The following is an 11,813-nucleotide window of genomic DNA, read 5'->3' as shown; positions in this document are numbered from 1 at the left end:
GTGCGGTCAGTCAGCAAGGGGGTCGTCGATGGGCCACACCCGGGGCGGCCGCCGTTCGGAGATCCTCGAGACGTTCACCCGCCACGTCGCCGAGCGCGGGTACGACCGGGCGAACTTCGGGGACGTCGCGGGAGAGCTCGGGATGAGCAAGGGCACGATCGTCCACCACTTCGGGACCAAGGACCGGATGCTCGCCGAGGTCCAGGAGCGCTACATGCGTGCACGGCTGGCCGAGGCGCACGCGCTCTTCACGCGCCTGCCCGGTGCCGGGCAGCGGATCGCGGCGCTCGTGCACGCCGGCGTGCGCTACTCCGCCGACGAGCCCGCCACGACGGTCGCGTTCCAGCGCGAGGTGGTGCGCCTGGTCGACCAGCCCGGGATGGAGTCCGCCCGGGCGCTGCGCGACGCCTACCGCGACCTCGTCGTCGGCGTCCTGCGCGACGGCGAGGCCGACGGCACCTTCGTGCCCGGGGACGCGCGGCTGCGGAGCCTGCAGATGTTCGGCTCGCTGCACTGGATGTGGACGTGGTTCGACCCCGCGGGACGCCTCGCCCCCGCGGAGGTCGCCGCCGAGTTCGCGCTCACCCTGCTGCGCGGGCTCGGCGTCGACGAGACCTCGGCCCGGGACGCGGCGGACCCCGACGGCGCCGTGGCGGCGGCGGTCGACGGGGTCCTCACCGCGAGCCTCACCGAGTCGGAGACGACCTCCGCATGAACCAGTAGATCGCGGCCGAGACGAGGAAGCCGACCTCGAAGGCGATGTCGCCGATCTGCGGCACCGCCTGCGCCACGAAGCCGGTGAACGAGACCTGGTTCGAGAACAGCACGATCGACACCACGATCCCGGAGAACATCGCCACCGGGCCGGCCAGGTTGCGGTGCGAGGTGTCGAACAGCAACGCCTCGGTGGCCTGGGCCTCGCCCCCGCGGCGCAGGTACCAGTCGACGAACACGACGGCCAGCCACGGCCCGATCCAGTACGCGATGATCAGCAGGAAGCCCTCGTACGCCTCACCGGCGTCGGAGAGCCCGGAGAGGGCCACGATGAACCCGAGCACCCCGAAGATCCCGACGGCGAGGGCCCGGCGCAGCGTGAGCGGCAGCCGGATGCCGAGCGCGACGAACGACATCGACCCCGAGTAGATGTTGATCGCGTTCGCGGCGACGGCCCCGATCGCGATGCACAGCAGCGTCAGGGCGCCGAGCCACCCCGGCAGGTGCTCGGTGAACGCCGCGGTCGGGGTGGCGTTCGGGTCGGTCGCGAGCGTGGCGGACGCCGCGCCCACGATCTCGAGGACGATGCAGGGCACGAACACGCCCAGGGCGGCGGACCAGCCGACCGCCTTCGGGCTGGCGTCGCGCGGCAGGTAGCGGGTGTAGTCGGTGGCGTAGGGGTTCCAGCCCGCGGCGTAGCCGAAGGTCGCGCCCACGGTGAGCAGGAAGCCCGCGAGCGACCCGGCCGGCTGGCCGTCGGTGGGCACGTAGGACGGGTCGACCTGGGTCAGGATCGTCACCGAGGTGATCGCGAAGACCACGGCGAGCACCGGGAGGACGACCTTCTCGAAGCCGTGGATGAGGTTGTGCCCGAGCATCGCCACGGCGATCTGCACGAGCGCGACGATCAGCAGCCCCAGCCAGGCGGGCATGCCGGTCAGGGTCGAGAGCGCGAGCGCCCCGGACACGCTGTTGACGGCGAACCAGCCGATGCCGCCGACGATCGCGTTGAGCCCGGCGGGCAGCGCGTTGCCGAGGAACCCGAACCCGAGCCGGGAGAGCACCATCATCGGCACGCCCGCCGCGGGCCCCCGTGAGGAGAGCAGCCCGTGGGTGAGCGACCCGAGTGCCGTCCCCACCACGATCCCGAGGACCGCGCCCCAGAAGCCGAGGCTGAACGCGCTGACCGCGAGCACGCCGACGAAGATCGTCGCGAACTCGAGGTTGGGGGAGCACCACGTCCAGAACAGCTGGTGGGGCTTCCCGTGCCGCTCGGCGAGCGGGATGAACTCCGCGCCACCGGGTTCGACGGCGACCACACGGTCGCCGTAGACGCCGTCGCGCAGGACGACGTCGGTGGGCTCGTCGACGATGGACACTCGGGTCTCCGTTTCCGGGATGGAAGGGGATCAGGACGCGACGGTGATCGCCGCGAGCTCGTGGGCCGGGGGGACGGCGCTCATTCCGGGCCCCCGATGTCCTCGATCCACGTGTCGGGGAACTCCTTCGCGAAACGGCTCATGAGCTCCGCGCACTCCGGGTCGTCGAGCACCGTGACCTCGACGCCGTGCGCGGCGAGCCATTCGTGCTGTCCGCCGAAGCTCCTGGCCTCCCCGACGACGAGGCGCGGGATGCGGAACTGGCGGATCAGGCCGGCGCAGAAGAAGCACGGCGAGAGCGTCGTGACCATCGTCGTGCCCGCGTAGTGCGGCCGGCGGCCCGCGGCGCGGAAGGCGGCGGTCTCGCCGTGGGTGGCGGGGTCGCCGTCCTGCACACGGCGGTTGTGCCCGGCGCCGAGGAGCGTCCCGTCCGCGCCGAACAGTGCACCCCCGACGGGCACGCCGCCCGCCTCCGCGCCCGCGCGCGCCTGCGCGAGGGCGACGGCGAGCATCTCGTGCGGCTCCGGGATCACGGGCGTCACTGTCACCCCTCACGTCCCTCCGGAGGTAACAACACCGTTAAAGGCAGGCGCCGGGGATGTGGCCCGCACGACCTGCCTACCCGTGACCAACTGCTCCCACTCCGTGTTCGGAGCCGTCGCCGCGTGAGGACGCCCCGACCGGGGAACACCCGGACGTGCCCGAGCTTCCCGAGGTCGAGAATGCGCGCCAGGTGCTCGAGAGGGCCCTCGACCGGACGATCACCGACGTGGACGACTCCGACGAGTACGTCTGCCGCCCCCACCGGCCCGGTGAGATCGCCAAGGCCCTCGTCGGCGGGAAGTTGATCGCGGCGCACCGGCGGGGCAAGACGATGTGGTGCGACACGGTCACCGCCGACGGGGCGCCGGGCCCCCACCTGGGGATCCACCTCGGGATGGGCGGGCGGATCCGGATCACGGGGCCGGGGGGCGCACGCGAGGGTGAGCTGGCCGGCGGGCTGCCGCGCAGGGCGAGCGAGCAGGACAAGCCGGAGTGGGACCGGGTCACCGTCAGCTTCGACGACGGCGGGTCGCTTCGGCTCTTCGACAAGCGCCGCCTCGGACGGGTGCGCCTCGAGCCCGACCTCGACGCCCTCGGCCCGGACGCGGCCGAGATCTCCCGCGACGAGTTCCGCGCCCGGATCGGGCGGGGTACCGCGCCGATCAAGGCCCGGCTCCTCGACCAGTCGGTCCTCTCCGGCGTCGGCAACCTGCTCGCCGACGAGACCCTCTGGCAGGCGAAGGTCGACCCGCACCGGTCGTCGGGGGAGTTCTCGGTCGCCGAGCTCGACGAACTGCGCCGGGTGCTCCGCAAGGCCACCCGCGAGGCGATCAAGCACGGTGGCGTGCACACCGGGGAGGTCATCGCCCACCGGCAGCGCGACGGGGCCTGCCCCCGGTGCGGGGCGCCGATGGAGCGGGGCATCGTCGGCGGGCGCACGACGTGGTGGTGCTCGGCCGAACAGGCATGATCCGGGCATCGGGTCCTAGGCTCGGGGTCCGCGCACCGTCGCCCTGCGGGAGGACACCGTGACCACCGGCCAGTTCATGCCGAACACGCCGACGCCGGCGCTGTTCACCTTCGCGGAGCTGACGCCGACCGCGTTCCTCGAGCGCTCCGAGCACGCGTTCGCCGAGCGCACCGCGGTCGTCGACCCCGGGGCGCGCGGCGCGGCGGGCGAGGGACCGGTCGAGCGCCGCTTCACCTACCGGCAGTTCGCGGAGCGCTCCCGCCGGCTCGCGGGGGTCGTGGGCGCGCTCGGGGCGAACCCCGGCGACCGGGTCGCGGTCCTCGCGACCAACAGCCACGTCATGCTCGAGGCCCACCACGGCGTGCCGTGGGCGGGCGCGGTGCTGGTGCCGTTGAACACCCGCCTGTCGGCCGACGAGCTCGTCCACATCGTGGAGCACGCCGGAGCCCGGGTGATGCTCGCGACGAGCGAGCTGGCCGAGCTCGCCGCCACCGTCGCGGAACGCACCGGGGCCGCCCTGCTCGTGGAGGGCGCGGACTACGAGGACCGCATCGCGTCGGCCGCACCGAGCGTGGTACCCGTGGCCGACGAGCGGGGCCTGCTCGCGATCAACTACACGAGCGGGACCACGGGCCGGCCGAAGGGCGTGATGTACCACCACCGCGGGGCCTACCTGCAGGCCCTCGCGATGGCCTTCCACATGCGCCTCGCCCCGGACTCCCGCTACCTGTGGACGCTGCCGATGTTCCACTGCGACGGCTGGTGCTTCCCGTGGGCGGTGACCGCGGCGGGCGGCACCCACGTGTGCCTGCGGGCGATCGACCCCGAGGAGATCTGGCGGCTGCTGCGGACCGAGGGGGTCACGCACTTCTGCGCGGCGCCGACCGTCCTCACGATGATCGCCGGGTCGACGGACGCGGACACCGGGCCCGAGCTCGACCGGCGGGTCACCATCGCGACCGGAGGTGCGCCCCCGTCGCCGACGCTGCTCTCCCGGATGAGCGCCCTCGGCATGGACGTCACCCATCTCTACGGCCTCACCGAGACCTACGGACCCGCCGTCGTCAACGACTGGCACCCGGAGTGGGACGAGCTGGACGGGGACGAGCGCGCGCGGCTGCAGGCCCGCCAGGGCGTCGGCAACGTCGTCGCGGCGCGGCTGCGGGTGATCGACGAGACGACGGGCCACGACGTGCCCGCCGACGGCGAGTCGATGGGTGAGCTGGTGCTGCGGGGCAACGACGTGATGCTCGGCTACTACCGCGACGCCGCGGCGACGGCGGAGGTCGACGCCCAGGGCTGGTTCCGTACCGGCGACCTCGGCGTCGTGCACGCCGACGGCTACGTCGAGATCCGTGACCGCAGTAAGGACGTGATCATCTCCGGTGGGGAGAACATCGCGTCGGTCGAGGTCGAGCGGGTGCTCGACAGCCATCCGGCGGTGATCGAGTCGGCGGTCGTGGGCGCCCCCGACGAGCGCTGGGGCGAGGTCCCGGTGGCCTACGTCAGCGTGCGCGACGAGGTGGAGTCGGACGCGCTCCTCGAGTACGTCCGGACCCACCTCGCCCGCTTCAAGGCACCGAAGCGCGTGGTGTTCGGCGAGCTCCCGAAGACCTCCACCGGAAAGATCCAGAAGAACGTCCTCCGGGACCAGGAGCGCTCAGGCGGATGACTCCCGCGGCGCCGGGAGCTCCGAGCGCCACGGCGGACGGGCGTCCTGGGCCGGCCGCGGCGTCGGGACCGGTACCGCGGCGGCGGCAGGTGCGGGCGCGCCGGAGAGCGACACCTGCCGCGCCCGCCGTTGGGCCCGGGCGATCCGTGCCGCCAGGGCCTCGACCTCGGCCTGCTGACGCCGCCCGGCTCGTCGTCCGCGCCATCCCACCGCCGCGGGCGGGCCGATCGGCTCGATGACCGGGGAAGGCGGGGTCCCGGGTGTCGGGCCCAGGACCCCGCGGGCCGGCGGCGGCGCGGCCGCTGGCGTCACGACGGTGGTGCTCGCCGTCAGCGGTGGCCGCGGGTTCACCGGTCGCATCGTCACGATCAGGCGCGGGTGTGGCCCGGGCTCCGCCGTGGCGGTGTCGTCGTCGGGTCGGGTGTGTCGTCCCATCGGTGCTCCCCCCAGAGAACCGTCGTGGACAGGTGTCACGGGGTTGGCCGATCGTCGTCAGATCACACATCGATCACGCGAGGAGCCGTCAGCCGGTCTGGGCGCGCTGTGGCCCCGAGGGGCCGGGCCCCGCCGGGCTCGGCGCCGGGCTCGGCGCCGGCGACGTGGGGTCCGGAGCCGGCGCCGGTGCGGGCGACGTCGAGGTCGGGGGCGCCTGAGCCGGTGCCACGGTCGGGGTCATCAGGACGCCGAGGCCGATGACGACGAGAGCCACGAGCGCGATCAGCAGGAGCCGGAGCAGGACGCGCCACATCGCGACGAAGGCGGCGGCGACCAGGACGCTGAACACGATCAGCCCGGTGTGGTCGGTGGTGGTGCCGGGCGGCGGCGCGTCCGCGGCAACGAGATCCAGCGCGAGCAGTGACGGCATGGCGGCCTCCCCGAGGACCGGCTTGTATTACGTAGTCAGCGTACGCATACTCGGTCTCGAGTCAAGTCGTCGGACGTCCGACCGTCGCCGTCGGGTCACTCGGCCGTGGGTCGGTTAGGTTGAACCGCTGCGCCGAGTGACGGGGCGTGCGGGTGTGCCGAGCGGCGGGCGGGGTCGCGAGGGGGTGGCGCGGATGTGTCTGGAGAAGCCGGACGAGCTGGTGGCGCTCTACGACGAGGCGCCGCCGATGTTCGCGGCCATCCAGGAGATCTTCGAGGTCCCGGGCCAGCACGTCCTCGACGTGTCCTCGGTCGACCGTGAGTGGTCCGACGACGAGCGGCTCGCGGCGACCGCCGCTCTCGCGCTGCACTACATCCAGTCGCTCCGCCTGCTCGCGAGGCCGGACGTGCGGGTCCGCATCAGCAGCATCGTGAACACCAGTGCGTGCCTGCACTCGGTGCTGTCGGACCTCGCGAACGAATGCGGGCGCTTCGACGGAGCGAACCGGGTCTGGCAGATCCGAGACAAGATCGCCATGGCCGCGAACGCCGTCGCCGCGGCGCACGTGAACGCCGGGGGCGGCGAGACCTTCGTGCGGTGAGGCGGTCAGCGCCGGTCGGAGTTCTCCGTCGACGGCTGCTGGTCCAGGAGGGCCCGCTTGTGGTCGGCGATCTTGCTCGAGGTCCTCGAGCGCTCCTCCATGTACTCGCGGTCCCGCTCGAGCACCTTCTCCACGCCCTCCTGCGCGAGGTACCCACGGGCGGCCGCGAGCGCGGCCTCCCGGACGTACGCCGAGAGCGTGCGTCCGTTCGCGTGCGCGACCGCCTCGAGCAGCGCACGCTCGTCGGGCGCCAACCGGAAGGTCGTCGGCGCCGGGGACTCGGCCATGAACGGGCTCCCTCTTCCACCCTCGCCTGCGCAAGGTGGTGCCGAAGCGTAATACGCAGTCGGCATACACGCCAGGTCATTGCGGGAGTGACCTGCACGTGCAGAGGAGGCGTTTCCGCCGGTCAGACCCCGATCGGGAGCCGGTACTCGAGCGGGAAGCCGTGGAGCACCTGCCACGCCATGAGGAGCTCGTCGAGGTCGCCGTCGCCGGCTCGGCCCGCCGTGCACTCCGCGGACAGGTGACGGACGCGGAGCTGCAGGGCTCGGTCGCAGTACCCCCACTGCCAGGCGCCGTGCATCTGGGCGAGGTACGCGGCGACGTCGTCCCAGTTCGACGGATCGGGCGCGTTGGCTGTGGTCATCGAGGGCGACCCTCCCTAAGCGGTGGACCGGGCCGCGTGTCGCGAGGGCCCTGCGAGTGCACCGCTGGAGACGATGATAGTTTGCTGCTCTGCAAGTTGCACTCTGGATCGAACGAGTGCTGCAAATTGCAACGTGCGCGAGCGGCGATCAGAGAACGATGAAGCTGCATCCGATCTTGGGGGCCGGATGACCACAGGTGCGTCCGGGGCCTCCGGTCCCCTGGTCGTTCGTCGCCGCCTCGGTGCGACCCTCCGTCGACTGCGTGAGGGCGCGAACCTGCGTCTCGAGCAGGTCGCGGCTGAGCTCGAGGTGTCCACGAGCAAGATCAGCCGCATGGAGACGGGGCACTCCCTCCCGAAGACATGGGACGTGCGGAACCTGCTCAGCGTCTACGGGCTCGAGGACGACGCCCGCCGGAGCGAGATCCTTCGCTGGGTCGACGAGAGCAAGGCCGTCGCGTGGTGGCACCCGTACTCGGAGGCCTCACCGACCGACATCGAGTACTACCTGTCCCTGGAGTCGGAAGCCGCGTCGATCTCCCACTTCTGTCCCCTCGTCCCGGGTCTTCTCCAGACGTCGGCCTACGCGCGTGCCGTTCTGGCGGAAATGTCGGGTGACGCGCAGGGGCTGACCGACTCGGAGCTCGACGGGCTGGTGGCCGTCCGGATCGGCCGGCAGGCCGCGCTGACCAGGTCGGAGAACCCGCTCGCCTTCAACGTCGTTCTCGATGAGGGGGCGTTGCTGCGCGTCGCCGGCACGACGGAGGTCATGCGGGAACAGCTGGAGGCGCTGGTGGACCTGGCTGACGTGGTCGACCTCCGGGTCCGTCGGTTCTCTGCTCCGACCCGGCAGGCCTCGCTCAGTCCGTTCACGATCTTCTTTCCCCGCTTGACCTCGGTCGACTTCACCGTGGTGAACGTCGAGACCGCGGGACGCGACCTCTACCTCGAAGAAGCGGCGGATGTTCTCGAGTTCCAGGCGGCTTTCGGCGTCCTCGTCAACGACTCACTGAGTCGAGAACGGAGTGTGAGCCTCATCGGCGATCTCATCGAACGAATGAGGTGAAGAGATTCGAGCTAGAGAGAGGAAATCAATACTCGTGAGGCAAGACAGTGCAGCTCCGTATCGCACGTCCTCTTTTTGTGGTCACTCGAGCTGTGTAGAGGTCGCCCCGCTCCCCAATGGCGACGTTCACCTTCGTGACTCGAAGGACCCCACGGCTTCCCCGCATCTTTTCACTGCCCAGGAGTGGTCAGATTTCGTCCTCGGCGTCAAGGCCGGAGAATTCGACTTCGGCCGCTGATCGGGCCGCAGGCGCGCCGTCCACGAGACCTGAAGGACGGCGCGCCTGGGCCGGTGTCGCCTCCGGTCAACGCAAGCCCTGCCCCTCGCACGCCTCCAGTAGGTCCGCGACCAACAGATCCGGCGCCTGTAGCGACGCGAAGTGCCCGCCCCGCTCGTACGTCGTCCACCGCACGACGTGGTGGCTGCGCTCGGCGACCCCACGGATCGCGTGGTCGCCGGGGAAGCACGCGACGGCCGTCGGGACCCCTGACGAGGGGAGCGCGCCACCGAACGCCTGGCCGGCCTCCTTGTACGTCCGCGCCGACGAGCCCGCGGTGCCGGTGAGCCAGGTGATCGTCACGTCGGTCAGGATCGCCAGCGGGTCGATCGGGGTCTGCGTCGTCGCCGCCGGGTCGTAGTCGACGAACCACTCGAGGTCCCAGGCGAGCAGGCCCACGGGCGAGTCGTTGAGGGCGAAGGCCAGCGTCTGTGGCCGGGTGCTCTGGATCGCCGCGTAGCCCTGCCGCTCCCGCCACGATGCCGCGGAGGTGTACAGCTGCGTCGCCTCCTCGCCCGAGAGGCCCGCCGTCGGGTCTCCCGACGTCCAGTCCACTGCCGTCACCAGGGCGTTGACGTGCACGAGCACCACCCGCTCCGGGGCACGGCGCGCGACGTGCGGGCCGATCAGGCCGCCCCAGTCCCCGCCCTGGACGACGAAGCGCTCGTAGCCGCAGCGGGTCATCAGCTCCAGCAGGGTGTCGGCGTGCCGGTCGAGGTCCCAGCCCACCTCGCGCGTGGGACCGGAGAACCCGAAGCCGGGCAGGGACGGCGCGACGACGTGGAAGCGCTCGGTCAGCGCGGGCAGGACGCCGAGGAAGTCGGCGACCGTGGAGGGCCAGCCGTGCAGGAGCAGCAGGGGTATGGCGTCGGGGTCGGACGAGCGGGCATGGATCGCATGCACCGGCTGGCCGCGGATCGTCGTGGTGACCTGCGGCCAGGCGTTGAGCCGCTCCGCGGCGGCGTGCCAGTCGAACTCGTCGCGCCAGAGCCGGAGCAGCTCACCGAGGTGCTCGCGGGTCACGCCGAACTCCCAGCCCGCACCGGAGGGTTGGTCGGGGAGGCGGGCGGCGTCGAGCCGGTGGCGCAGACCGTCCAGGTCGGCCTGCGGGACGTCGACGGTGAAGGGCTGCAGCGCGCTCATGCCGTTCAGCGTCGCGCGAAAGGCGGCCGGCAACCGTCCGCCTTTCCCTCCGGCGGCAGCAAGATCGCGAACTGCGTGACGAAACCATGCGAGGACCGAACGGTCCCTCACAGTGAAGCCGATCAAGACCGCCGATCATCCGGTGAGGGGCTTTTCCTCCGGTGTGGCACAGGGCACAGTAGAAGCCCGTGTGATCGGAAGGACGGTGCGCCATGACGAGACCGAACCCCGCGGCGCCCGAACAGGCCGTCGGCTCACCGGACGAGGCCGCCCGCGCTCGTCGGGAGGACGCCGAGGCAGCGGTGCGGCGTATCTCGGGTCAGGTGACGGTCCTCGAGAACTTCGAGCGACGGCTCAACCGTCAGGTCCACGAGGCCCAGGACGCGGGTCGCGACGACTATGTCCGCGAGCTGCTGCAGCGCCGCATCTCGGTGCGCTCCCAGCTCGAGGACATGCGGATGCGACAGCAGCACGCGCGCGACGCCCTCGAGCGCCTCGGCTGAGGTCAGTCGGCCCGGCCGAGCGCGGCGACGACCATCGCGGTCAGTACCGGCGCGGCCGTCTCGGGTGGCGCGTGCGCGGCGCTGCGCGGGGTGGAGTTCATCAGACCGAACGCGGCGTGCGCGGCGATGCGCACCTCGTCGGCGGAGCGGGGCGCCCCCGAGCGGGCGATCGAGTCCTCCCAGACCTCGACGTAGGCGCGCTGCAGGGCGCGGACACGACGGCGGGCGTCGTCGGGGAGGTTCGCGAGGTCGCGGTCCTGCACCGAGATGAGCTCCGGTCGGTGCAGGGCGAAGTCCACGTGGAACTCGACGAGGGCCGACAGGCGCTCGGCCGGCGACGGGTGGGTGTCGGCGAGCCGGCGGCCACCCTCGAGCAGGTACTCGCTGATGCCCACGAGCATCTCGGTGAGCAGGCCCTCCTTCGACGGGAAGTGCCGGTAGATCGCCGGCCCGCTCACGCCCGCGGCCGACCCGATCTCGTCGATCGACGTCCCGTGGAAGCCGTGGCGGGCGAACAGGCGCGAGGCCTCCACGAGGATCTGCTCGCGCCGCCGGGTCGGCGCGGACCCCGGCCCCGACCAGATGTCGATCGTTGCCACGGTCCCCGGTTCCACGCGAGCAGCCTACGACTCTTGCGGTCCTGTGTGAACGCCCGCTAACGTCCGATGTTAGTCAACGTTCACGTCGACGGGGGAGGTCAGTGGTGACCCTGGCGGACGCGGGACCGGTTCCGGCCGGTCACGGTGCCGACGGCAACGCGGCAGCGCACCGGGAGCTGGTGGACGACCTGCGGACGCGGCTCGCGACGGTGCGCCTCGGCGGGCCGGAGCGTAGCCGCGCGCGGCACGTCGAGCGGGGGAAGCTGCTCCCTCGGGACCGGGTGGACGCGCTGCTCGACCCGTCGTCGCCGTTCCTGGAGCTCTCGCCGCTGGCGGCGAACGGGATGTACGACGACGCCGCTCCCGGCGCGGGCATCATCACCGGGGTCGGGCGGATCGCCGGGCGCACCTGCGTGATCGTCGCGAACGACGCCACCGTCAAGGGCGGGACGTACTACCCGATGACGGTGAAGAAACACCTGCGCGCGCAGGAGGTGGCGCTGCAGAACCGCCTGCCGTGTGTCTACCTGGTCGACTCCGGCGGGGCGTTCCTCCCGCAGCAGGACCAGGTCTTCCCCGACCGCGAGCACTTCGGCCGGATCTTCTACAACCAGGCGACGATGTCCGCGGCCGGTATCCCGCAGATCGCCGCGGTGCTGGGCTCGTGCACGGCGGGCGGCGCCTACGTCCCGGCGATGAGCGACGAGGCGGTGATCGTCCGGAACCAGGGGACGATCTTCCTGGGTGGCCCGCCGCTGGTGAAGGCCGCGACCGGCGAGGAGGTCACCGCGGAGGAGCTCGGCGGGGGCGACCTGCACGCGCGCACCTCCGG

At 71.9% G+C, this 11,813-nt stretch carries 16 protein-coding genes; 8 read left to right on the top strand and 8 right to left on the bottom strand.

Annotated elements, in window-relative coordinates; all coding sequences use genetic code 11:
• Nucleotides 1-28 precede the first annotated feature (28 nt).
• Complete coding sequence (locus tag VGI02_RS01340) at nt 29-715, top strand: TetR-type transcription factor C-terminal domain-containing protein (protein WP_331625422.1); 687 nt, start codon at nt 29-31, stop codon at nt 713-715.
• Here the strand turns inward: VGI02_RS01340 and VGI02_RS01335 are convergent.
• Complete coding sequence (locus tag VGI02_RS01335) at nt 687-2,093, bottom strand: purine-cytosine permease family protein (RefSeq protein WP_331625421.1); 1,407 nt, start codon at nt 2,091-2,093, stop codon at nt 687-689. The genes VGI02_RS01340 and VGI02_RS01335 overlap by 29 nt on opposite strands.
• 80 nt (nt 2,094-2,173) lie before the next feature.
• The gene (locus VGI02_RS01330; RefSeq protein ID WP_331625451.1) at nt 2,174-2,605 is read right to left on the bottom strand and encodes a nucleoside deaminase; all 432 of its coding nucleotides are present in this window, start codon (nt 2,603-2,605) and stop codon (nt 2,174-2,176) included.
• Between the two features lie 185 nt (nt 2,606-2,790).
• Between VGI02_RS01330 and VGI02_RS01325 the strand changes: the two genes are divergently transcribed.
• Both VGI02_RS01325 and VGI02_RS01320 read left to right on the top strand, forming a co-directional pair.
• Nucleotides 2,791-3,606, top strand: a complete 816-nt coding sequence (locus tag VGI02_RS01325) for an Fpg/Nei family DNA glycosylase (protein ID WP_331625420.1) — start codon at nt 2,791-2,793, stop codon at nt 3,604-3,606.
• Nucleotides 3,607-3,682: 76 nt separating this feature from the next.
• Nucleotides 3,683-5,278 (top strand): acyl--CoA ligase family protein, encoded by a 1,596-nt coding sequence (locus tag VGI02_RS01320; RefSeq protein WP_331625450.1) that lies wholly within the window; start codon nt 3,683-3,685, stop codon nt 5,276-5,278.
• Here the strand turns inward: VGI02_RS01320 and VGI02_RS01315 are convergent.
• Both VGI02_RS01315 and VGI02_RS01310 read right to left on the bottom strand, forming a co-directional pair.
• Nucleotides 5,267-5,713, bottom strand: coding sequence for a hypothetical protein (locus tag VGI02_RS01315; protein WP_331625419.1), 447 nt, complete (start codon nt 5,711-5,713; stop codon nt 5,267-5,269). The two genes, VGI02_RS01320 and VGI02_RS01315, sit on opposite strands and share 12 nt — an antisense overlap.
• An 88-nt stretch (nt 5,714-5,801) precedes the next feature.
• Complete coding sequence (locus tag VGI02_RS01310) at nt 5,802-6,143, bottom strand: hypothetical protein (RefSeq protein ID WP_331625418.1); 342 nt, start codon at nt 6,141-6,143, stop codon at nt 5,802-5,804.
• A 193-nt stretch (nt 6,144-6,336) separates the two neighbouring features.
• Between VGI02_RS01310 and VGI02_RS01305 the strand changes: the two genes are divergently transcribed.
• A complete protein-coding gene (locus VGI02_RS01305) occupies nt 6,337-6,744 on the top strand; it encodes a hypothetical protein (RefSeq protein WP_331625417.1) in 408 nt (135 codons plus the stop codon).
• Between the two features lie 5 nt (nt 6,745-6,749).
• Here the strand turns inward: VGI02_RS01305 and VGI02_RS01300 are convergent, their stop codons facing one another.
• The gene (locus VGI02_RS01300) at nt 6,750-7,031 is read right to left on the bottom strand and encodes a type II toxin -antitoxin system TacA 1-like antitoxin (protein WP_331625416.1); all 282 of its coding nucleotides are present in this window, start codon (nt 7,029-7,031) and stop codon (nt 6,750-6,752) included.
• A 122-nt stretch (nt 7,032-7,153) separates the two neighbouring features.
• Entirely contained in the window at nt 7,154-7,393 is a 240-nt protein-coding gene (locus VGI02_RS01295) for a hypothetical protein (protein WP_331625415.1), read from the bottom strand.
• Nucleotides 7,394-7,466: 73 nt separating this feature from the next.
• On the opposite strand from VGI02_RS01295, the gene VGI02_RS01290 reads away from it, so the two are divergent.
• Together VGI02_RS01290 and VGI02_RS01285 are read left to right on the top strand one after the other, a co-directional pair.
• Complete coding sequence (locus VGI02_RS01290) at nt 7,467-8,459, top strand: helix-turn-helix domain-containing protein (protein WP_331625449.1); 993 nt, start codon at nt 7,467-7,469, stop codon at nt 8,457-8,459.
• 34 nt (nt 8,460-8,493) lie between these two features.
• Nucleotides 8,494-8,697, top strand: a complete 204-nt coding sequence (locus VGI02_RS01285) for a DUF397 domain-containing protein (protein WP_331625414.1) — start codon at nt 8,494-8,496, stop codon at nt 8,695-8,697.
• 66 nt (nt 8,698-8,763) lie between these two features.
• Here the strand turns inward: VGI02_RS01285 and VGI02_RS01280 are convergent, their stop codons facing one another.
• Entirely contained in the window at nt 8,764-9,879 is a 1,116-nt protein-coding gene (locus tag VGI02_RS01280) for an epoxide hydrolase family protein (protein ID WP_331625413.1), read from the bottom strand.
• 212 nt (nt 9,880-10,091) lie between these two features.
• On the opposite strand from VGI02_RS01280, the gene VGI02_RS01275 reads away from it, so the two are divergent.
• Nucleotides 10,092-10,382 carry a hypothetical protein gene (locus VGI02_RS01275; RefSeq protein ID WP_331625412.1) on the top strand — a complete coding sequence of 97 codons (291 nt, stop codon included), beginning with the start codon at nt 10,092-10,094 and terminating at the stop codon, nt 10,380-10,382.
• A gap of 2 nt (nt 10,383-10,384) precedes the next feature.
• Here VGI02_RS01275 and VGI02_RS01270 read toward each other — a convergent pair whose 3' ends face one another.
• Nucleotides 10,385-10,972: a TetR/AcrR family transcriptional regulator gene (locus VGI02_RS01270; RefSeq protein ID WP_331625448.1), complete on the bottom strand. Its 588-nt coding sequence runs from the start codon at nt 10,970-10,972 to the stop codon at nt 10,385-10,387.
• Nucleotides 10,973-11,091: 119 nt separating this feature from the next.
• Between VGI02_RS01270 and VGI02_RS01265 the strand changes: the two genes are divergently transcribed.
• On the top strand, nt 11,092-11,813 hold a 722-nt coding region (locus VGI02_RS01265; protein WP_414638170.1), incomplete at its 3' end, for a carboxyl transferase domain-containing protein.

This window comes from Actinomycetospora sp. (assembly GCF_036497245.1).
GTDB lineage: Bacteria > Actinomycetota > Actinomycetes > Mycobacteriales > Pseudonocardiaceae > Actinomycetospora.
The sequence above is the reverse complement of the archived record's forward strand: the minus strand, read 5'-3'. Positions and strand labels throughout refer to the sequence as shown.